Source organism: Phycicoccus avicenniae, from assembly GCF_018139485.1.
Taxonomy (GTDB): Bacteria; Actinomycetota; Actinomycetes; order Actinomycetales; family Dermatophilaceae; genus Phycicoccus; species Phycicoccus avicenniae.
The window spans coordinates 74,887-95,968 of sequence record NZ_JAGSNF010000010.1; the positions used below are offsets into that span (position 1 = coordinate 74,887).

20 protein-coding genes are annotated in these 21,082 nt (G+C 75.2%); 7 read left to right on the plus strand and 13 right to left on the minus strand.

Features of this window, described 5'->3' with window-relative positions:
* Positions 1 to 40 precede the first annotated feature (40 nt).
* Entirely contained in the window at positions 41 to 2,422 is a 2,382-nt protein-coding gene (locus KC207_RS08760) for a sodium-translocating pyrophosphatase (protein WP_211602634.1), read from the minus strand.
* 191 nt (positions 2,423 to 2,613) lie between these two features.
* Positions 2,614 to 2,949 carry an STAS domain-containing protein gene (locus tag KC207_RS08765; protein WP_211602635.1) on the minus strand — a complete coding sequence of 112 codons (336 nt, stop codon included), beginning with the start codon at positions 2,947 to 2,949 and terminating at the stop codon, positions 2,614 to 2,616.
* Positions 2,950 to 3,036: 87 nt separating this feature from the next.
* On the opposite strand from KC207_RS08765, the gene sftH reads away from it, so the two are divergent.
* Together sftH and KC207_RS08775 are read left to right on the plus strand one after the other, a co-directional pair.
* Positions 3,037 to 5,313 (plus strand): DEAD/DEAH box helicase, encoded by a 2,277-nt coding sequence (gene sftH / locus KC207_RS08770; RefSeq protein ID WP_211602636.1) that lies wholly within the window; start codon positions 3,037 to 3,039, stop codon positions 5,311 to 5,313.
* Positions 5,314 to 5,379: 66 nt separating this feature from the next.
* Positions 5,380 to 5,931: a hypothetical protein gene (locus KC207_RS08775; RefSeq protein ID WP_211602637.1), complete on the plus strand. Its 552-nt coding sequence runs from the start codon at positions 5,380 to 5,382 to the stop codon at positions 5,929 to 5,931.
* A 65-nt stretch (positions 5,932 to 5,996) separates the two neighbouring features.
* On the opposite strand, the gene KC207_RS08780 is transcribed toward KC207_RS08775, so the two are convergent.
* The 8 genes from KC207_RS08780 to KC207_RS08815 form a co-directional block, all read right to left on the minus strand.
* Positions 5,997 to 6,371: an Rv3654c family TadE-like protein gene (locus KC207_RS08780; protein WP_211602638.1), complete on the minus strand. Its 375-nt coding sequence runs from the start codon at positions 6,369 to 6,371 to the stop codon at positions 5,997 to 5,999.
* A 70-nt stretch (positions 6,372 to 6,441) separates the two neighbouring features.
* Entirely contained in the window at positions 6,442 to 6,810 is a 369-nt protein-coding gene (locus KC207_RS08785) for a TadE family type IV pilus minor pilin (RefSeq protein WP_211602639.1), read from the minus strand.
* On the minus strand, positions 6,807 to 7,007 hold the full coding sequence (locus KC207_RS08790; RefSeq protein WP_211602640.1) for a DUF4244 domain-containing protein: 201 nt from the start codon (positions 7,005 to 7,007) through the stop codon (positions 6,807 to 6,809). Before KC207_RS08790 ends, KC207_RS08785 begins: the two co-directional genes overlap by 4 nt.
* 129 nt (positions 7,008 to 7,136) lie before the next feature.
* A complete protein-coding gene (locus KC207_RS08795) occupies positions 7,137 to 7,673 on the minus strand; it encodes a type II secretion system F family protein (protein WP_211602641.1) in 537 nt (178 codons plus the stop codon).
* Complete coding sequence (locus KC207_RS08800) at positions 7,670 to 8,389, minus strand: hypothetical protein (protein WP_211602642.1); 720 nt, start codon at positions 8,387 to 8,389, stop codon at positions 7,670 to 7,672. The genes KC207_RS08795 and KC207_RS08800 overlap by 4 nt, the downstream gene beginning before the upstream one ends.
* Complete coding sequence (locus KC207_RS08805) at positions 8,386 to 9,555, minus strand: TadA family conjugal transfer-associated ATPase (RefSeq protein WP_211602643.1); 1,170 nt, start codon at positions 9,553 to 9,555, stop codon at positions 8,386 to 8,388. Before KC207_RS08805 ends, KC207_RS08800 begins: the two co-directional genes overlap by 4 nt.
* On the minus strand, positions 9,552 to 10,313 hold the full coding sequence (locus KC207_RS08810; protein ID WP_211602644.1) for a CpaE-like family protein: 762 nt from the start codon (positions 10,311 to 10,313) through the stop codon (positions 9,552 to 9,554). Before KC207_RS08810 ends, KC207_RS08805 begins: the two co-directional genes overlap by 4 nt.
* Positions 10,314 to 10,708: 395 nt before the next feature.
* The gene (locus KC207_RS08815) at positions 10,709 to 11,572 is read right to left on the minus strand and encodes a Fic family protein (RefSeq protein WP_249138650.1); all 864 of its coding nucleotides are present in this window, start codon (positions 11,570 to 11,572) and stop codon (positions 10,709 to 10,711) included.
* 22 nt (positions 11,573 to 11,594) lie between these two features.
* Here KC207_RS08815 and KC207_RS08820 point away from each other — a divergent pair, with 22 nt between their 5' ends.
* From KC207_RS08820 to KC207_RS08835, 4 genes are read left to right on the plus strand one after another with little or no spacing between them, the layout of a single operon-like run.
* The gene (locus tag KC207_RS08820; RefSeq protein WP_211602645.1) at positions 11,595 to 12,803 is read left to right on the plus strand and encodes a histidine kinase; all 1,209 of its coding nucleotides are present in this window, start codon (positions 11,595 to 11,597) and stop codon (positions 12,801 to 12,803) included.
* 10 nt (positions 12,804 to 12,813) lie between these two features.
* Positions 12,814 to 13,590 (plus strand): LytR/AlgR family response regulator transcription factor, encoded by a 777-nt coding sequence (locus KC207_RS08825; RefSeq protein WP_211602646.1) that lies wholly within the window; start codon positions 12,814 to 12,816, stop codon positions 13,588 to 13,590.
* A 32-nt stretch (positions 13,591 to 13,622) separates the two neighbouring features.
* Entirely contained in the window at positions 13,623 to 13,973 is a 351-nt protein-coding gene (locus KC207_RS08830; RefSeq protein ID WP_249138651.1) for a hypothetical protein, read from the plus strand.
* 4 nt (positions 13,974 to 13,977) lie between these two features.
* Positions 13,978 to 15,507: a sodium/solute symporter gene (locus KC207_RS08835; RefSeq protein ID WP_211602648.1), complete on the plus strand. Its 1,530-nt coding sequence runs from the start codon at positions 13,978 to 13,980 to the stop codon at positions 15,505 to 15,507.
* Between the two features lies 1 nt (position 15,508).
* Here the strand turns inward: KC207_RS08835 and KC207_RS08840 are convergent, their stop codons facing one another.
* From KC207_RS08840 to KC207_RS08850, 3 genes are read right to left on the minus strand one after another with little or no spacing between them, the layout of a single operon-like run.
* Positions 15,509 to 16,705 carry a glycine C-acetyltransferase gene (locus KC207_RS08840; protein ID WP_211602649.1) on the minus strand — a complete coding sequence of 399 codons (1,197 nt, stop codon included), beginning with the start codon at positions 16,703 to 16,705 and terminating at the stop codon, positions 15,509 to 15,511.
* 15 nt (positions 16,706 to 16,720) lie between these two features.
* On the minus strand, positions 16,721 to 17,764 hold the full coding sequence (tdh, locus tag KC207_RS08845) for an L-threonine 3-dehydrogenase (RefSeq protein ID WP_211602650.1): 1,044 nt from the start codon (positions 17,762 to 17,764) through the stop codon (positions 16,721 to 16,723).
* A 52-nt stretch (positions 17,765 to 17,816) separates the two neighbouring features.
* Complete coding sequence (locus tag KC207_RS08850) at positions 17,817 to 18,722, minus strand: phenylalanine 4-monooxygenase (RefSeq protein ID WP_249138652.1); 906 nt, start codon at positions 18,720 to 18,722, stop codon at positions 17,817 to 17,819.
* Positions 18,723 to 19,060: 338 nt separating this feature from the next.
* Here KC207_RS08850 and acs point away from each other — a divergent pair, with 338 nt between their 5' ends.
* Positions 19,061 to 20,995: an acetate--CoA ligase gene (acs, locus tag KC207_RS08855; protein WP_211602661.1), complete on the plus strand. Its 1,935-nt coding sequence runs from the start codon at positions 19,061 to 19,063 to the stop codon at positions 20,993 to 20,995.
* Positions 20,996 to 21,082 lie beyond the last annotated feature (87 nt).

The window sequence follows — 21,082 nt, forward strand, 5'->3', positions numbered from 1 at the left end:
GGCGTGTCCTGTTCGCTCGACGGGTGGCACCGCCGGGCGGTCAGGCCTGGGCGGGCGCCGGGTCGTTGTCGGACTCGCTCGTGTCGACGTCGGGGTCGATGTCGTCGCCCCCGATCGCGAGGTCCTTGCTCTTGGACCAGGCGACCGCCGCGACGAGCACGACGAGCGCGACGCCCGCGATGCCGTAGCGGATCGGCGCGGAGGAGTCGACCCCGATCGACAGGGTGACGATGGCCGGAGCGATGAGCACCGAGACGAGGTTCATCACCTTGATGAGCGGGTTGATGGCCGGGCCGGCGGTGTCCTTGAAGGGGTCCCCGACGGTGTCACCGATGATCGTCGCCTCGTGGGCCTGGGTGCCCTTGCCCCCGTGGTGGCCGTCCTCGACGATCTTCTTCGCGTTGTCCCAGGCACCACCGGAGTTGGCGAGGAAGACCGCCATGAGCGCCCCGCTGCCGATGGCCCCCGCGAGGAAGCCGGCGAGCGCGCCGATGCCGAGGCCGAAGCCGACCGCGACGGGCGCGAGGGCGGCGAGCAGACCGGGCGTCGCGAGCTCGCGCAGCGAGTCCCTCGTGCAGATGTCGACGACCTTGCCGTACTCCGGCTTCGCCGTGCGGTCCATGATCCCGGGGATCTCGCGGAACTGGCGACGCACCTCGAAGACGATGGCGCCGGCCGCCCGGGTCACCGCGTTGATGGCGAGCCCGGAGAAGAGGAAGACGACCGCCGCGCCGAGGATGAGCCCGACGAGCGTCGACGGCGTCGTGATGAGGCCCTGGGCGTCGATGACGAAGTCCTGCGCCGACTGCAGCTGCTCCGGGGAGAGCGCGTTCGGGTCGATGTCCTCGAGGGCGCTCTGCCAGGCATCGGTGTAGGAGCCGAAGAGGGCGGTGGCCGCGAGGACGGCCGTCGCGATCGCGATGCCCTTCGTGATGGCCTTCGTCGTGTTGCCGACGGCGTCGAGCTCGGTGAGGATCTGCGCGCCCTCGCCGTCGACGTCCCCGGACATCTCGGCGATGCCCTGGGCGTTGTCGGACACCGGACCGAAGGTGTCCATCGCGACGATGACGCCGACCGTCGTGAGCAGCCCGCAGCCGGCGAGCGCGACGAGGAAGAGCGACAGGGCGACCGAGCCGCCCCCGAGGAGGAAGGCGAGGTAGACCGCGCCACCGATGATCGCCGCGGTGAAGACGGCCGACTCCAGGCCGACGCCGATGCCGGAGAGCACGACGGTCGCCGGGCCGGTGAGCGAGGTGCGGGCGACGTCCATCGTGGGGCGCTTGTCGGTGCCGGTGTAGTGGCCGGTGAGCCAGAGGATGACGCCGGCGAGCACGATGCCGATGACGACGGCGAGGATCGCGGTGACCCGCGGGTCGCCGGCGAGCGCTCCGATCTCCTCGTTCGTCGAGCCGAGGTCGGCGTAGGACGAGGGGAGGTAGACGAAGGACGCCACCGCGGAGAGGACGACGGAGATGCCGGCGGCGATGTAGAAGCCGCGGTTGATGGCGCTCAGGGCGTTCTCGCCCGGGCGGGCCTTGGTGATGTACACCCCGAGCAGCGCGGTGAGGGCGCCGATGGCGGGGATGACGAGCGGGAAGACGAGGCCGTACTCGCCGAAGGCGACCGAGCCGAGGATCAGCGCCGCCACGAGGGTGACGGCGTAGGACTCGAAGAGGTCGGCGGCCATGCCGGCGCAGTCACCGACGTTGTCGCCCACGTTGTCGGCGATCGTCGCCGCGTTGCGCGGGTCGTCCTCGGGGATGCCCGCCTCGACCTTGCCCACGAGGTCGGCGCCGACGTCGGCGGCCTTGGTGAAGATGCCACCGCCGACCCGCATGAACATCGCGAGGAGCGCGGCGCCGAAGCCGAAGCCCTCGAGGACGTCCGGGGCCTCGCCGCGGTAGACGAGCACGACGACGGCCGCGCCGAGCAGTCCGAGGCCGACCGTCGCCATGCCGACGACGCCGCCGGTGCGGAAGGCGATCTTCATCCCGAGGTCGCGCCCGCCCTCGCCGCGTGCGGCGGAGGCGACGCGGACGTTGGCCTTCACGGCCAGGCTCATCCCGAGGTAGCCGATGGCGGCGGAGAACAGCGCGCCGACGACGAAGAACCCGGAACGGCCCCAGCGCACGCCCGCCGTGTCCGCCGGCAGGAGGAGCAGCAGGGCGAAGACGAGGACGACGAAGATGCCGAGGGTGCGGAACTGCCGCCCGAGGTAGGCCTGCGCTCCCTCCTCGACGGCGGCGCCGATCTCGCGCATGGAGTCCGTGCCGGTGTCGGCGGCCAGGACCTGCCGGCGGAACACGAAGCCCATGACGAGGGCCACGAGGGCGATGACCGCGACCGTGACGACCAGTGTCTGGTTCGTCCCGGACAGGCCCAGGGAGCCCGAGTCGGCACTCGCGAGTGCGAGGGGTGACATTCCATCCTCCTTGACGGCGTACGGGGGACCTCCGTCGCACGGGCCCGTCGCCGCCCCCGGACGTCACCGGGACCACGGTCGACCGGTGCTCGCGCCAGGACGGTCGGGGTGGACTGTACCCGTGACCTCACGGGTCACGCCCCTCCGGGCCGGGGTGACGCGGTTCACACCCTGCACCCGGGAGCGGGACCTCAGGCGGCGCGGGCCTCGGCGACCGTCGCGTGGATGGAGAAGACCTTGTCGAGCCCGGTGATGCGGAAGACCCGCAGGATGCGGTCGCTCGTGCAGACGACCCGCAGCCAGCCGTTGGCGTTGCGGACGAGCTTGAGCCGCCCGACGAGCACGCCGAGGCCGGTGGAGTCGAGGAAGCCGACGCTGTCGAGGTCGACGACGAGGCGGACGAAGCCCTCCGCGATCTCCTGGTCGAGCGTCTGCCGCAGCTGTGCGGCCGTGTGCACGTCGACCTCCCCCTCCACCGTCACGAAGCTGATGTCGTCGGTGCGGGACGTGGTGACGGAGAGCTCCACGCGTCGTGCTCCTCTGGTGCCGCAGGGTCGGTCGGTCGGGGCCCGGCCACCGTCGTGGTGTCCGATCCTGGGGTTACCGTAACCAACGTGTCCACCTCGGCTCACCTCCTCGCCCGGCTGGCGGATGGATCACGAGCCGAACGGCTGCTCCACGTCGAGCGGCTGCCCGCCCGCCCGGCCCGGCTCGCGCAGTGGCCGGACGACCTGGCACCGCCCGTGCTCGCGGCCCTGCACGGCATCGGCGTGCAGCGCCCCTGGAGCCACCAGCGGGAGGCGGTCGACCTCGCGAGGGCGGGGCAGCACGTCGTCCTCGCCACCGGCACCGCGTCGGGCAAGAGCCTGGGCTACCTCGTCCCGGTCCTCGACGCCCTCGTCACCGGGGCGTCGGGCCTGCACGCGCCGACGGCCCTCTACCTCTCCCCGACGAAGGCGCTCGCCGGTGACCAGCTCGCCCGCCTGGACTCCCTCGCCCTCCCCGGCGTGCGGGCGGCGACCTACGACGGCGACACCCCCACCGACGAGCGCCGGTGGGTGCGCGAGCACGCGAACCTCGTCCTCACCAACCCCGACCTGCTGCACCACTCGCTGCTGCCCGGGCACGAGCGGTGGTCGCGCTTCCTGCGCGGCCTGCGGTACGTCGTCGTCGACGAGTGCCACGTCTACCGCGGGGTGTTCGGCGCCCACGTCGCGGCCGTCCTGCGACGCCTGCGCCGCGTCGCCGCCCGGTACGGGTCCGAGCCGACGGTCGTGCTCGCCTCGGCGACGGTGAGCGACCCCGCGGACCACGCCTCCCGGCTCACCGGGCTGCCGGTGCGCGCGGTGACCCGGGACGGCTCGCCGCGGGGCGCGATGACGTTCGGGCTGTGGGAGCCCGAGGTCGGCGAGGACGGGGAGCGACGCTCGGCGACGACCGAGGCCGCGGAGATCCTCGCCACGCTCGTCGACCGGGGCGTGCAGACGGTCGCGTTCGCCCGCAGCCGCGCCGGGGCCGAGGCCCTGGCGTCCGGCGCCCGCCGGCGGCTGGAGTCGGCCGACCCGGAGGCGGCGGGGACGGTCGCCGCCTACCGCGGCGGCTACCTCCCGCAGGACCGCCGCGAGATCGAGCGGGGCCTGCGCTCCGGCGCGGTCCGGGGTCTCGCGGCGACGAACGCCCTCGAGCTGGGCATCGACGTCCACGGGCTCGACGCCGTCGTCATGGCGGGCTGGCCGGGTCGCCGGGCGAGCCTGTGGCAGCAGGCGGGGCGGGCGGGCCGGGGCGGCGAGGAGTCCCTGGCCGTGCTCGTCGCCGCCGACGATCCCCTCGACAGCTACCTCGTGCGCAACCCCCGGGCGGTGTTCGGCGCCCCGGTCGAGGCCACGGTCGTCGACCCCGACAACCCGCACGTCCTCGCGCCGCACCTCGCCGCGGCCGCGGCCGAGCTGCCGGTCGTGGACGCCGACCTCGCGCTCTTCGGCGAGCAGACCCGCGGGCTGCTCGACGTCCTCGTCGAGCGCGGGATCCTGCGGCGCCGCCCGACCGGGTGGTACTGGGCCCGCGAGGACCGTCCCGCCGAGCACATCTCGCTCCGCGGCGCCGGGTCGCTCGTCGCGGTCGTCGAGGCCCGTACCGGCCGGGTCGTCGGAACGGTCGACGAGGCGTCGGCGCACGCCCAGGTGCACACCGGGGCGGTCCACGTCCACCAGGGCGAGACGTGGGTCGTCACCGACCTCGACCTGGAGCAGCGCACGGCCACCGCGGTCCGGGGGGACCCCGGGTGGTCGACGCACGCCCGCTCGGTGAGCCGGTTCGACATCCTCGCGACGGAGCGCCGGGCCGACCGGGCCCGGGTCGAGGTCGCCTTCGGGCAGGTCCGGGTCACACACCGGGTCACCGACTTCGTCCGTCGCCTGCCGTCGGGTGAGGTGATCGGCACCCACGCCCTCGACCTGCCCGAGCGGCCCCTCACGACCCGCGCGGTCTGGTGGACGGTGTCCGAGGACGCCCTCGCCGCGGCGGGCGTCGCCCCCGCGGACGTCCCGGGCGCGCTGCACGCCGCCGAGCACGCGGCCATCGGGATGCTGCCCCTCGTCGCGACGTCGGACCGGTGGGACGTCGGCGGGGTGTCGACGGCCCTGCACCCGGACACCGGTCTGCCGACCGTCATGGTCTACGACGGGTACCCCGGTGGGGCCGGCTTCGCCGACCGGGCCTTCTCCGCCTTCGGCACGTGGGTCCGGGCCACACGCGACGCCGTGCTCGGCTGCCCCTGTCGCACCGGCTGTCCCGCCTGCGTGCAGTCCCCGAAGTGCGGGAACGGCAACGAGCCCCTCGACAAGCGCGGCGCGGTCACCGTCCTCGAGCTCGCCCTCGACGCGGGCGGCTGACCTGCGCCGACGCGGCCCCCGGCTCCGTGGGGCGCACCGGCCCGGGGTCGGAGTAGGGTCCGGGACATGATCCTCCTCGGCATCGTCCTCGTCCTCGTCGCCCTGGGTCTCGGGGCGCTGCTCGTCGTGGGGGCGGTCCGGCTCGAGGACCCCGTCGTCATCGACGTCCTCGGCGGTTCGGTCAACCTGCCGCCGATCGTCTTCCTCGTCGCCGGCATGGTGCTCATCTCGCTGTTCTGGCTCGGCTGGGCCGTGCTGCGCACCGGGGCCCGCCGGTCCCGTCGGCGCCGCCACGACACCAAGGAGGCCGAGCGCCGCGCGAAGGAGCAGCGGGCGGCCGAGGAGCAGCGGATGAAGGACGAGGTCGCGGCGCGCGACCGCCAGCTCGAGGCCGAGCGCCGGGCCCACGAGGAGGAGACCCAGCGGCTGCGCCGGGAGGCCGACGAGCGGAACGCCGGGCGACAGTCGGGCCCGGGGACCGAGAGCCGTCGCGCCGAGGTCACGGACGGCCGGGGCACCGGTGACGGCTCGACGACGACCGCCCCGACGACCTCGGACGACTCGTCGCGCACCTCCGGCGGCGGCACGGTCCCGCCGCCTCCCCCGCCCCGCGGCTGAGCGCGGCGCCCGCTGCGGCCGGTGCCGAACGGACGTCGACCCGTCCTCGGGCTCTCCGCCCTCGGTCACTCCACCCCCGCCCGCGCCCGCGCGGTGACGGCCTCGGGGACCCCCGGCCAGCGGGAGACGGCGGGCGGGAGCCCGACGGCGACGGAGACGACGACGGTGCCGTCGGCGAGCGGGTCGCACCCGGTGACCACCCCTCCGTCGTGCCGCACGAGCGCCGACGCGCCGGCGCAGTCGACGGGCCCGCCGACCGTGAGCGGGACGGCGGCGGCGAGGGCGGCCCGGTCCGCGGCGCCACGGGCCCGGTGGAGGTCGGCGACGACGGACGTGCCGTGCAGCGCGGCGACGAGGACGACGACGAGCACCGCGCAGAGGCCGAGGACGAGCACGGACCCACCGCCCCGCTCCTCCTGCACGTCCGCCGGCCGGGTCACGGGCCACCCCACCGGCCCGGGCGCCTGCCGGCCCCACGGGCAACCCCACCGGCCCGGGCGGGCCACCGACTCACGGGCTCGTCCCCGCCGCCTCGGACCGCGCCGTGGCCGTGACGGGACGAGGTGGGGGCACGCCCAGGGCACGCAGCGTCGCCGGGAGGCGGACGCTGACCCGAGCCCGGACGAGGTCACCGTCGACCGCGAGCGCGACCTCGGCGCCGTCCGGCGCGACCGCCTCGGCGGCCTCTCGGGCCGACGCGGCGGGCTCGCCCCGGGCTAGGACCCTCGCCCCGACGTGGGCCGCGTCGACGGCGCGCACCCGGTCGACGCCGGAGACGACCGCCGCCAGGGCGACCGCGAGGAGCAGCACGAGGGCCGGGACGGCCACGGCGATCTCCGCCGTGACCGCCCCGGCCTCCCGACGGGGGCCTCGCGTCACGTCCCGAGCGCCGAGACGACGATGTCGGTGAGGGCGGCCTCGACCGGCCCCGACCGGACGACGGTGAGCAGCAGCGCCGCGAAGGCGACCGCGGCCACCGTCCCGACCGCGTACTCGGCCGTCGTCATGCCCTCCTCCCCCAGGTCGCGCAGGTGCCGGACCGCCGCGCGCAGCGTGCGGATGGTGCGTGTCGTCATCGTTCCTCCCTCGTTCCGGACGCGACCGTCGCGTCCACCGTCCACGCTTCCCCGGACCGTCGCCCGGGACGAGGGCCTCGCGCGATCTGTGGACCGTGGGCGAGGGAGCCGGGCGCCTGTGGACGGGGCTCATCGCAGACCGCCGAGCAGGAGCAGCACGACCGGCACGACGGTCGTCGCGAGGAAGCCCGGCAGGAAGCACAGCCCGAGGGGGAGGACGAGCAGCACCCCGGCCCGCTCGATGCTCGCCTCGACCCGCCGGCCCTCGGCGGCCTGGACGCGCTCGGCGGCCGCCTCGACCAGGCCCGAGGGCGCGGCACCGGCGGACAGGGCGGCCTGCCACGCCGCGGCGGCCGGAGCCCATCCGGGCCCGACGTGCTCCCAGGCCCGCGCGGGCGGCTCGCCCCACCGGTGGGCGGCGGCGACGACGGCCAGCTCCGCACCCGCCGGCCCGTCGTCCACGGCCGCGACCGCCTCGAGCGCCTCGACCGCCCCGGACCCGCCGCGGAGCACGGCGGCGAGCATGGCGAGGGCGACGGCGGCCTCGTCGACCGTCGCCGTCCCCCCGCCGCCGCGGCCGGACGGGCCCGACCGCGCGACCGGGAACGACGGACGGTGACGTGGCCGGAGGAGAACCGCCGCGAGGGCGAGCAGGGCGGCCGTCACCGGACCCGCCCGTCCGTGCCGAGCGGCCGCCGTGCCCGCGCGACGAGCCGTCGCGCGAGGAGCCAGCCGAGCGCCGTGAGGACGACCCCGGCGGCGAGCGAGGCGCGGGCGGCAGGGGACCCGTAGAGCGACGCCGGGTCGAGTCCGAGGAGCACGCCTCCGAGAGGTCCGACGAGCGGCAGGGCGGTGAGCAGCCGCATGCTGGCCCGGGGTCCCGCGACGGCGGCCTCCGTCCGGGCCCGGACCGCGGCCCCTTCCCGGACCGCCGTGGCGGCCGCGAGGACCACCCCGGACGCCGGTGCGCCGGTCTCCTCGATGAGCCGCAGCGCCCGGGCGAGCACCCCGAGGTCGTCCCGGGCGGCGGCGGTGAGGTCACCCGGCGGGTCCGAGAGGCAGGACGACACCGACCCGCCGTCCCGGAGGGCGGCACCGACCCGCTCCGCCAGCCACGGGGCTGCGCGGGCGACGGCGGGTGAGCGGCCCGCGGCCAGGACGGCGCGGTGTACGTCGAGGCCGGCGACCAGGCCGACCCCCGTGACGTCGCCGAGGTCGGCGACCCAGTCGGCGCCGGGCGCCGGGCGGCTCACCGCGCGGAGGCGGCCGACGACGAGCCGGACCCGCCGGACGAACCCGGCACGGGGCGGCGCCCGGTCGTCCCGGCCTCCGCCCGGCAGCAGCAGGACGGCGAGGACGGCGAGGACCGCCGCGACGCTCACGACCGGTCACCGTCCACGCCCGGCGAACCGGAGAGCCGGTCCTGCAGGGTCGCCCAGCCCCGGCCCGGGCGCACGCCCGCGGGACTGTCCACGGCGGCGGTCCGGACCTCGACGAGCCCGTCGGGACGGGTCACGGGGACACCGAGCCCGCCGACCCGCCGCGACGGCCCGTCACGCACGACGTGCACGACGACCCCGACGGCGCCGGCGAGCTGGGCGTGGACCGCGACCCGCGGCATCCCGGCGAGGGCCCCGAGCGCCTCGAGCCGCGCGGGGACCTCCTCGGGACCGTTCGCGTGGAGGGTGCCGGCGCCACCGTCGTGTCCGGTGTTGAGCGCGGCGAGGAGCTCGCGGACCTCGGCGCCGCGCACCTCCCCGACGACGAGCCGGTCCGGGCGCATCCGCAGGGCCTGCCGCACGAGGTCGGACAGGCTCACCCCACCGACCCCCTCGACGTTGGGCGCGCGACCCTGGAGGCGCACGACGTGCGGATGGTCGGGGTCGAGCTCGCGGACGTCCTCGACGACGACGATGCGCTCCGTCGGCGGACACTGCGCGAGCAGACCGCCGAGGAGGGTCGTCTTGCCCGCACCCGTCCCCCCGGTGACGAGGACACCGAGCCGGGCGGCGACGACGGCGCGCAGCAGCCCGGCACCCGCCTCGCTCACCGCACCGGAGCGCACGAGGGCGTCCACCCCACCCGGCCGGCGCCGGGCGACCCGCAGGCTCAGGTGCGGGCCGTCCTCCGCCAGCGGAGGGAGCACCGCGTGGAGACGGATCCCCCCGGGGAGGACCCCGTCGACCCACGGCTGGGCGTCGTCGAGCCGCCGGCCGGCGACGCCGGCGAGGCGGACGGCGAGCGGCCGCAGGTCCTCGGTGGGGACCCGGGTGCCGGCCTCCTCGACGCCGTGCCCGCGGTCCACCCACACCCGGCCGTCGCCGTTGACGAGGACGTCGGTGACCCGGTCGTCGGCGACGACCCCGGCGAGCGGGCCGAGCCCGACGAGCCGGGCCGTCAGGGCCTCCGCCGTCGCCCGGTGCGCGTCGGCGCCGAGGACCGCCGCCTGCTCGGCGGCGACGCGGGCGATCGTGTCCGCACTCGGCCCGAGACCGGCGCGGATCGAGCGCGCGACCCCGTCCTCGAGCGCCGGCCGTCCGCCCGTCACGACGCGCGGTCCGCGACGGCGGCGGGTCCGTCCGCGGCCACGGCCTCGAGGACCTCGACGACGCGGTCCGCGAGCACGCGCACCTCGTCGCGCCCGGTGCCGGGCCACAGCCCTCGCTCGGCGTCGCGGACGACCCGCGGGTCGTCGCCGAGGTGTCCCAGGTGGGAGACGCCGAGGTGACCGACGACGTCGTCGAGCAGCTCGGCGCGGGGCCGGGGCCCGCGGGTCACCAGCCGCACGTCCGGCCCCGGCGTCGCGCGGTCGTCACCGCCGAGGAGGCGGTCGACGAGCGCGTCCGCGTCGGCGAGCGCACGGGTCCGCAGGCCGAGGACGACGAGGACGAGCGGGACGAGGTCGAGGACGGCCGCGAGGTGCGCCGAGGCGCGAGGACAGTCCAGGACGAGCCGGTGCCGGCCGGCGACCGAGGACGCGAGGACGTCCTCGACCGTGCGCGCCGCCGGCGGCGGACGACCCGGGCCGCCGCCCGCGAGGAGCGAGCAGCCGTCCTCGGTGGGGAGCGAGCCGACGAGCGCCTCGACCGGCAGTCGTCCCCGGGCCCCCGCGAGCCCGGGCCACCGCCGGCCGGGGAGGTGCTCGACGCCGGCGGTGACGTCGAGACCGCCCCCGTCGAGGTCGAGGTCGACGACGAGGGAGGGAGGGCCGGTCGCCGCGAGACGTCGCCCGACGGCGAGGGCGAGGGTGCTCGCCCCCAGCCCTCCGGAGGCGGCGACGACGGCGACGGCGGGGGTCCTGGGCATGCGTCGAGCCTCGCCGGGGACCTCGCCGCCGAGGAGGCCCGGCACCGATCTGTGGACGACCGGTGGGCTCGCGAGCCGCCTGTGGACGACCGACGGCACCCGGTGTCGGGCCCACCCGGCGCCCGTCCCCGCGACCGACCCGCCGCCGACGATCGGGCTCCGACCCGGCCGGGGCCACGGACGGACCCCGGACATGGGACGGCCCCGGTCGGGGGGACAACCGGGGCCGTCGGCGAGCCGAGCTCCGGGGGGGAGAAGCCGGTTCGCCGTTCGCTCGACCCCGAAGGGGAGCGAGTAGGACAATCGTGTCCCATCCCTGCCACTTGACGCAAGCCCGCGGCACCCGTTCGTCGAACCGTCTCAGCACTCGCTCAGCGGCGTGCCTCCGACGGGCCTCACGCGAGCCGTCCGGCGAGCACCGCGTCGGCGACCCGCATCCCCTCGGTGGCGCCCGCCTGCACTGCGTCGCAACAGTGCCCGACCCACAGGCCCACCCCGGCCGCATCCCCCCGGGAGTATGCGGCGAGCGCGCCGACGTACGGCGCCGTGCCACCCGCCGCGTGACCCGCCTCGAGGACGGCGACCCCGGTCGGGTCCAGGCCCGCGGCCTGCACCGTCGCCCGTTCCAGGGCCCGCGCGACGACGGTGTTCCCGCGGACGAACGGGCGCACCGTCGCGAGCTCGGCGTGGACGACGGCGGCCGCGACGACGACCGGCAGGCGGGGCGTCGCGAGGAGCACCGCGACGACGTCGCGCAGCCGCGCGGCGACGACCTCGGCGGACGGGGCGGGTCCGACCTCGGCGAGCTCGACGGCGTCCTCCCCGGGCAGCCGGGGCCGGCCGAGCGCCTCGTCCGGCACCGTCCCACGGGTCGAGACGGTGTGCAGCCGGGCGAGGGCCTGCAGCGGTGAGCGGAGGACGACCGCGGCCAGCGCCTCGGTCTCGGCGGTCGCGGCGACGACGCCGCGCACGGCCCGCTCGACCGGGTCCGGGTCCGGCGACCACGTCGCGGCCCCGCGCATGACGTCGCGGACGACGTCGGTGGGCAGCGACGCCCCCTCGAGCTCGGCGCTGAAGGCGGCGCCCCGGACCCGGGACTCCGCGGCCGCCTCGGGGATGCGGCGGCGCAGGGCCTGGTGCCAGCGCAGGCGGGTGCAGGCCTCCCGGGCGGCCTCGACGCGCTCGGGGACGCCGGGCAGCTCGGCGAGACGGGTGACGGCGGCCACGGCGGGGCTCTCGGAGCCAGGGGTCACGGGCACCGGAGCAGCCTAGGGTGTGCCCATGACGGGCAGCTTCCACTGGCCGACGGCGGTGCTCGTCGCCGGGTTCGGGCTGCTCCTCGGGCTCGCCGTCCTCCTCCTGCGCCGCAGCCGGGGACGCGGGTTCATCTCCGCGACCGACCGGGCGACGTACGCGACGCTGCACACCGCCTCGCTGGCCTCCCAGCACCTCGGCGACGGCCTGACGGCCGAGTCGGCGGAGCGCGCCGGGCGCCACCTGTTGTCCATCCTCGGGGCACACGCCGTGTCGATCACCGGGGGCGGGACGTGCCTGTCCTGGACCGGCGCAGGGGAGCACCACCGCCGGCTCGTCGAGCCCCTCGTGGAGCGGACGATGGAGAGCGGCCGCACCGTGGCCCACCGCGCCGACGCCGTGGCCTGCACCGACCCGCTCTGCCCGATCCGGGTCGCCGTCACCGCACCACTCGTGACGGACGACCTCGTCGTCGGCACCCTCACCGCGTGGACCGAGAACCCCTCGCCCGGCCTCACGAAGGCGACCGAGGAGGTCGCGGCCTGGGTGAGCAGCCAGCTCGCCCTCGCCGAGCTCGCCCGCACCCGCAACCGGGTCATGGAGGCCGAGCTGCGGGCGCTGCGGGCGCAGATCAGCCCGCACTTCATCTACAACAGCCTCGCGGCGATCGCCTCGTTCGTGCGCACCGACCCCGACCGGGCCCGCGAGCTGCTCCTCGACTTCGCCGACTTCACCCGCTACGCGCTGCGCACCGGCGGCACGTTCACGACCCTCGCCGAGGAGCTGCGCAACGTCGAACGCTACCTCGTCCTCGAGCAGGCCCGGTTCGGCGACCGTCTCGGGGTCTCCCTCCTCGTCGCCCCCGAGGTGCTCCCGGTGTCACTCCCCTACCTCGCGGTCCAGCCGCTCGTCGAGAACGCCGTCCGCCACGGCCTGGCGGGCAAGGAGGGCCCCGGCCGGGTGACGATCACCGCGACCGACCTCGGGACGGAGGCCGAGATCGCCGTCGAGGACGACGGCGTGGGCACCGACCCCGAGACCGTTCGCGCCGTCCTCGACGGGGCCTCCACCCGGGACTCGGTCGGCCTCGGCAACGTCGACGCGCGGCTGCGCCAGGTCTACGGCGACGAGTTCGGCCTCGTCGTCGACACCGCCCCCGGGGCCGGGACGAAGGTGACCTTCCGTGTGCCGAAGTTCGCACCCGGGGTCCACGCCCAGGACCGGGGCTGGTCGTAGGCTTCCGCCCATGTCCTCCGCCGGTGCCGGACTCGTCGCCCTCGTCGTCGACGACGAGCTCCCCGCGCTCTCCGAGCTCGGCTGGCTGCTCGACCGGGACGACCGGGTCGCGGAGGTCCTCTCCGCCTCGAGCGGGACCGACGCCCTCCAGCTGCTGGACACCCGCGACGTCGACGTCGTCTTCAGCGACATCTCGATGCCCGGGCTCGACGGGATGGCCCTCGCCCGCGTCATCAGCCGCTTCGCCGTCCGGCCCCAGGTCGTCTTCGTCACGGCGCACGAGCGGCACGCCGTCGACGCCTTCGCGCTCGACGCGACGGACTATGTGATGAAGCCGGTGCGCGACGACCGGATCGCCGAGGCGGTGCGCCGGGTCGTCGAGCAGCGGGACCGCTCCGACGGGCGCCACCCCGAGCCGGCGCCGCCGGCGGTCGAGGACGAGACGATCCCCGTCGAGCTCGGCGGGGTCACCCGGTTCATCAGCCGCAGCCGCATCCGCTACGCCCAGGCCCACGGCGACTACGCCCGCCTGCACACCGAGGGCGGCAGCCACCTCGTCCGGGTGCCGCTCAGCGTGCTCGAGGAGAAGTGGGCCGAGCACGGGTTCGTCCGCATCCACCGCAGCACCCTCGTCGCCCTCCCGCACGTGAGCGAGGTGCGGATGGACCACGGCCGCTGCGCCGTGCTCGTCGGCGACGTCGAGCTGCAGGTGAGCCGCCGCCACACCAAGGAGCTGCGCGACACCCTGCTGCGCCGTCCCATCGGCGAGCGCCGCGCCGGGGGCTGACGGTGGCCGGCCCCGACGAGCCCGCGGCGCGCGTGCGCGTCACGAGCTCCCGGCGACGGGCCGCCCCCGTCGCCCCCCGCCCGGTGACGACCGAGCTCGAGGAGGAGACCGCGCTCGGTGACGTCTACCTCGGCGGCCTCATGCGGGCCCAGCTGCGGCTGTCGCTCGCCGTCCTCGCGCTCACCGTCACCGGGGTCGCGGCCCTGCCCGTCGCCCTCCTACTCCTGCCGGCGACGTCGCAGGCCACCCTGCTCGGGGTGCGGGTGCCGTGGCTCGTCCTCGGGGTCGCCGTCTACCCGACGGCGTGGCTGCTGGCGCGCTGGTACACCCGGCAGAGCGAGCGGCTCGAGGCCGACTTCGCCGACGTGGTCCAGGAGCGCTGACCCGGTGTCCCAGCCGCTCTCGCTCGCCGCCGTCGTCCTCGTCTGCGTCACGACGCTCGTCGTCGGCGGCTTCGGGCTGCGGCTCTCGAGGCGCACGAGCGACTTCTACGTCGCCGGCCGCACCGTCTCGCCCCGCCTCAACGCCTCGGCCATCGGTGGCGAGTACCTGTCCGCCGCGAGCTTCCTCGGGGTCGCGGGGCTCGTCTACGGCAGCGGCGTCGAGATGCTGTGGATCCCCGTCGGCTACACCCTCGGCTACCTCGTCCTGCTCGTCATGGTCGCCGCCCCGATGCGCCGCTCCGGGGCCTACACCCTGCCGGACTTCGCCGAGGCCCGGCTCGGCTCGCGGGCGGTGCGGGTCGTCTCGTCGGTGCTCGTCGTCGCCATCGGCTGGCTCTACCTCGTCCCCCAGTTCCAGGGCGCGGGGCTCACCCTGACGCTCGTCACGGGGGCGCCGCCGTGGGTGGGCGGGCTCGTCGTCATGGTCGTCATCGCCCTCGCCGTCGGGGCCGGTGGGATGCGCTCGATCACCTTCGTCCAGGCCGTGCAGTACTGGGTCAAGCTCACCGCGCTCGCCGTCCCGGCGTTCGTCCTGCTCTTCCTGTGGTTCCGGGCGGGGCAGCCGGCGCCGGTCGTCCCGCCCTCGTGGCACGAGCCGCTGTCGAACGGCAGCCCCGACGACCACGCCGTGTACCGCACCGCCTCGACGGTGCTCGCCCTGAGCCTCGGGACGATGGGGCTGCCGCACGTGCTCGTGCGCTACTACACCAACCCCGACGGGGTCGGCGCCCGCCGGACGACCGTCACCGTCCTCGCCCTCCTCGGGATGTTCTACCTCCTGCCCCCGGTGTACGGCGCCCTCGGCCGGGTCGTCTTCCCGACCCTGCCCGACGGGGTGCGCGAGGACTCCATCGTCCTGCGGCTGCCCGGCGCGACCCTCGACGGCCTCGGCGCCGACCTGCTGAGCGCGATGCTCGCCGGCGGGGCGTTCGCGGCGTTCCTGTCGACGGCGTCCGGGCTCGCGGTCTCGGTGACCGGGGTCATCGACCAGGAGGTGCTGCGCCCCCGCCTCGCGCGGATCACCGGCGGCGACGCCACGAGCATCCTCGGCTTCCGCTACGCGGCCGTCCTGGCCGTCCTCCTCCCCTACGTGCTGAGCCGGGCCATCGAGCCGCTCGGCCTCGCGACGACCGTCGGCCTGGCGTTCGCCGTCGCGGCCGCGACGTTCGCGCCGCTGATCATCCTCGGGGTGTGGTGGCGGCGGCTGTCGACGGTCGGGGCGCTCGCCGGCGTCGTGGTCGGCGCCGTGACGACGACCGTGGCGCTCGGGACGACGATGGTGCGGGGCGACCTCGGCGGCTGGACCGGCGCGCTGCTCGCGAACCCGGCGCTGTGGGCCGTCCCGCTCGCGACGGCGACGGCGGTGCTCGTCTCGCTCGCGACGCCGCACCGGGTGCCGGTCTCGACCGCACGGGTCCTCGTCCGGCTGCACTCCCCCGAGCGGGTGGCGCCGCGCCGGACCCGCCGGGACTAGCTCATCGGGCGACGGCGTCGCGGCCGGCGACGAAGGCCTCGACGCAGCGCCGGACGTCCTCCTCGGAGTGCGCCGCGGACAGCTGCACCCGGATCCGCGCCTTGCCCTTCGGCACGACGGGGTAGCTGAACGCGATGACGTACACGCCGTGCTCGAGCATGTGGTCGGCGATCCGCGTCGCCTGCCGGGCCCCGTCCTCGCCGGGAAACATCACGGGGACGATGGGGTGGCTGCCGGGGAGCAGCTCGAACCCCGCCTCGGTCATCAGCTCCCGGAACAACGCGGAGTTCGCCGCGAGCCGCTCCCGCCCCTCGGCGGACGACGCGACGAGGTCGAGCGCCGCGATCGAGCCGGCGACGACGACCGGTGCGACGGAGTTGGAGAACAGGTAGGGGCGCGAGCGCTGCCGGAGCAGGTCGACGACCTCGCGGTGGCTCGCGACGTACCCGCCGGACGCGCCACCGAGCGCCTTGCCGAGCGTCCCGGTGACGATGTCGACCCGGTCGGCGACGCCGAAGAGCTCCGGCGTGCCGCGACCGCCCTCGCCGACGAAGCCGACGGCGTGGCTGTCGTCGACGAGGACCATGGCGCCGAACTCGTCGGCGAGGTCGCAGATCTCGTCGAGCGGCGCGTACGAGCCGTCCATCGAGAACACCCCGTCGGTGACGACGCAGGTCCGCCGGGCGCCGGCGTCGCGGGCGGCCTCGAGCTGGGTGCGCAGGTCGGCCATGTCGGCGTTGGCGTACCGGTAGCGGGCGGCCTTGGACAGTCGGATGCCGTCGATGATCGAGGCGTGGTTGAGGGCGTCGGAGACGATCGCGTCCTCGGCGCCGAAGAGCACCTCGAAGACACCGCCGTTGGCGTCGAAGCACGACGAGTACAGGATCGTCGCCTCGGTCCCGAGGAAGTCCGACAGCCGCTCCTCGAGGGCGGTGTGCTGGGTCTGGGTGCCGCAGATGAACCGCACCGACGCCATCCCGAAGCCCCACGTGTCGAGGGCGTCCCGGCCGGCGGCGAGGACGTCGGGGTGGTCGGCGAAGCCGAGGTAGTTGTTCGCGCAGAAGTTCAGCGACTCCCCCGCCGTCGTGCCGACGTGCGCCGACTGCGGGGTCGTGATCTCGCGCTCGCCCTTGCGGAGGCCGGCGTCCTCGATCTCCCGCAGCGTCGCCGCGAGCTGCTCCTTGACCGCTCCGTACATCGCTCGTGCCTCTCTCTATCGGGTCCAGTCCAGGACGACCTTGCCGCCGTGGCCCGAACCGGTCTCGGCGAACGCGGTCTCCCACGCGTGCGCCGGGTACCGGCCGGTGACGACGGACGACACGGCGTCCGCGAGCGCCGGCGACGACGCGAGCATCGAGCCCATGAGGTACCAGGTCTCGAACATCTCGCGGCCGTAGATGCCGCGCAGCGTGATCATGTGCGTGATGACGCGGCCCCAGTCGACCGCGTACCGGTCCTTCGGCAGCCCGAGCATCGCGACCCGGCCGCCGTGGTTCATGTTGGCGAGCAGGTCCTCGACCGCCGCCGGGGCCCCGCTCATCTCGAGCCCGATGTCGAACCCCTCGACCATCCCGAGCGAGGCCTGGGCGTCGGCGAGGGTCTGGCCCGCGGAGACGTCGACGGCGAGGTCGGCCCCGGCGGCCCGGGCGAGCGCGAGGCGGTCGGTGGACATGTCCGTGACGGCGATCCGCCGCGCCCCGGCGTGCCGGACGACGGCGGTCGCCATGACGCCGATCGGCCCGGCGCCGGTGATGACGACGTCCTCGCCGACGACCGGCCACTGGAGCGCCGTGTGGACGGCGTTGCCGAGCGGGTCGAAGAGCGCACCGAGGTCGGGGTCGAGGTCGGCGGGCTGCACCCACGCGTTGCTCGCCGGGAGCGCGACGAGGTCGGCGAACGCCCCGTCCCGGTTCACCCCGATGCCGACGGTGTTGATGCACAGGTGCCGGCGCCCGGCGCGGCAGTTGCGGCAGTGGCCGCACACGACGTGCCCCTCGCCGGAGACCCGGTCCCCCACGGTGACGTGGTCGACGTCGGAGCCGACCTCGACGACCTCGCCGAAGAACTCGTGCCCGAGGGTCAGCGGGGTGCGCACCGTCGCGGCCGCCCACTCGTCCCACGCCTGGAGGTGCAGGTCGGTGCCGCAGATGCCGGTCCGCATCACCCGGACGAGGACGTCCTTCGGCCCGCACTCCGGCTCCGGGACCTCGACGAGCTCGAGGCCGGGCCCCGGGGCGGTCTTCCTCAGCGCGCGCACGGGGCCATCATGCCGGGGCGGCGGGGCGCCGCGCCGGGCCGGGGCGGCGTCGTCACACGGAGGCCGACGCCTGCGCCCGCAGCCGGGCGGCGAGGTCGTCGTCGACGGTCTCGAAGAAGTGACCGACGACGTCCTCGAGGTGGTCGACGCTCTCGGCCCGGAAGAGCACCGGCTGGTAGGCGGTGATGTCGTAGTTGAGCGTCCCCATGGCGGCGAGGTCGAGCGGGCGGATCTCCATCTGCCGGAACTCGTCCATCTCGCCGTAGCTCGAGAGGATGCCGGCGCCGTAGGCGGTGAGGTCCTCGCCGTGCGCCATGACGCCGAACTCCATGGAGAACCAGAAGACGTCAGCGACGAACTTCATCGCCTCGTCGGTCTCGAGGCGCAGCGAGGCGAGACCGGCGGCCTCGGTGACCCGGGCGAAGCGGGGGCTCGCGAGCTGGTTCCCGTGCCCGACGACCTCGTGGATGATGTCCGGCTCCGGCGTGTAGAGCGGCCTGCTGCCGTGCCGCAGGTACTGCGTCGAGTTGAAGGTCCGGCGACCGAGGTCGCCGTAGAAGTCGCGCAGCGGGACCAGGCCCGGGGCGGCGGTGTAGGACCAGCCGGTGAGCGGCTCGAGGAGCGCGGTGACGTCGTCGAGCTGCGGCACGTGGTCGGTCGGCAGCCCGAGCGCCGCCTTGCCGGCGAGGAACTCGGGGTGGGCGTAGCGCTCGTGCTTCGGGGCGAGCTCGCGGCAGACGACGCGCCAGATGTCGTGCTCGTCCTGCGAGTAGTCGATCGTCGGCAGCGGCGTCCCGCGCTCGTGGGCCAGGGACGCGGCGGCGATCTCCCCGCGGCGGGCCCGGTACCCGGCGTCGTGGAGCCCGGGGTGGTTGTCGCTGAGATGGACCTCGACGGTCCCGTCGGCGTCCTGCGTCACGGCCGAGTAGAGCTGTCCCTCCTCGAACACCGCGCTCACCTCCTCGTGAGTGGTCGGTGGCCTCGTGGGCCGTCATCACCGAACCACGGGAGCCGGGCGAGGGGAACCGTCGTTCGACACGATGGGCACAGCGCCCACAGTTTCACCACCGCATCGCGCGGACCACTGGTCAACCTGTCCACCGACGACCCGCTGGGTCCGGACGACCCGCACCGCCGGGCCGACCCGCTCGGCGCACCGCCCTCGCCGCTCGACCCCTCCCCCCGACCGGACGGTTGCCTCCGGGGTCCCGGTCGGGTTGGCTGGGGCGGAGAACACTCGACGACGAGGAGGACCGACCCGTGACCGACGACAGCCTGTCGAGCCACCTGCACGAGATGGACCTGAGCCCGAGCCCGGAGTTCACCGCGCAGGCCAACGGCACCGCGCAGATGTACGACGACGCCGCGGCCGACCACGAGGGCTTCTGGGCGGCGCAGGCCCGCGAGCGCATCAGCTGGGCGAGCGACTTCGACACCACCCTCGACTGGAGCGAGGCCCCGTTCGCCAAGTGGTTCGTCGGCGGCACCCTCAACGTCGCGTACAACTGCGTCGACCGGCACGTCGAGGCCGGCAACGGCGACCGCGTCGCGATCCACTTCGAGGGCGAGGGCGGTGACACCCGCACCATCACGTACGCCGACCTCCAAAAGGAGGTCGCGAAGGCCGCGAACGCCCTCACCTCGCTCGGGGTCGAGAAGGGCGACCGGGTCGCGGTGTACATGCCGATGATCCCCGAGACCGTCGTCACGATGCTCGCCTGCGCCCGCCTCGGCGCCCCGCACTCGGTGATCTTCGGCGGCTTCTCGGCGGAGGCGCTGCGCACCCGCATCGACGACGCCGAGGCCAAGGTCGTCGTGACGACCGACGGGCAGTTCCGCCGCGGCAAGCCCGCCCCGCTCAAGGCCGCGGTCGACGCGGCGCTCGACGTCGGATCCGACGACGGGCCGGTGAAGAGCGTCCTCGTCGTGCGCCGCACCGAGGGCGACGTCGACTGGACCGAGGGCCGGGACGTGTGGTGGCACGACGTCGTCGACGACCAGCCGGACACCCACGAGGCGCAGCCGATGGACAGCGAGCACCCGCTGTTCATCCTCTACACCTCGGGCACGACGGGGAAGCCGAAGGGCATCTTCCACACCTCCGGCGGCTACCTCACCCAGGCGGCGTACACGAACGCCGTCGTCCACGACGTCCACCCCGAGACCGACGTCTACTGGTGCACCGCCGACGTCGGCTGGGTCACCGGCCACAGCTACATCGTCTACGGCCCGCTCGCGAACGGGGCGACCCAGGTGCTCTACGAGGGCACCCCGGACACCCCGCACCAGGGCCGCTGGTGGGAGATCATCGAGAAGTACGGCGTCTCGGTCTTCTACACCGCCCCGACCGCGATCCGCGCGTGCATGAAGTGGGGCGCGGACATCCCCCAGAAGTTCGACCTCTCCTCGGTCCGGGTCCTCGGCAGCGTCGGCGAGCCGATCAACCCGGAGGCGTGGCTCTGGTACCGCAAGCACATCGGGAACGACACCGCCCCGATCGTCGACACGTGGTGGCAGACCGAGACCGGCGCCATCATGATCAGCCCGCTGCCGGGCGTCACGACGCTCGAGCCCGGGTCGGCCCAGAAGCCCATCCCGGGCATCTCGGCCGAGATCCTCGACGACGACGGCAACCCCTTCACCGAGCCGGAGAAGGTCGGCTACCTCGTCCTCACCAAGCCCTGGCCGTCGATGCTCCGCGGCATCTGGGGCGACCCCGAGCGGTACAAGGAGACGTACTGGAGCCGGTTCGGCGAGAAGTACTACTTCGCCGGTGACGGGGCGAAGTACGACGGATCAGGCAACATCTGGCTGCTCGGCCGGGTCGACGACGTCATGAACGTCTCCGGCCACCGGCTCTCGACCGCCGAGATCGAGTCCGCGCTCGTGTCGCACCCGTCGGTCGCCGAGGCCGCGGTCGTCGGCGCCACCGACGAGCAGACCGGCCAGGCCGTGTGCGCCTTCGTCATCCTCCGCGGCGACGCCGAGGACCACGGCGAGGACACCGTCCAGGAGCTGCGCAACCACGTCGCCCAGCAGATCGGGCCGATCGCCAAGCCGCGCCAGATCATGGTCGTCCCGGAGCTGCCGAAGACCCGCTCGGGCAAGATCATGCGCCGCCTGCTGCGCGACGTCGCCGAGAACCGCGAGGTCGGGGACGTCACGACCCTCGCGGACAGCTCGGTGATGAACCTCATCCAGGACGGCATGGCGAAGGACTCCTCCGACTGACACCCCCGCCCGACGCGCGTCCCGGACGCGCGTCGGGCGGCCGTCGGTGTGCCGGGAGGGGGGCCGACGGAGAGCCGGGCCGCCAGG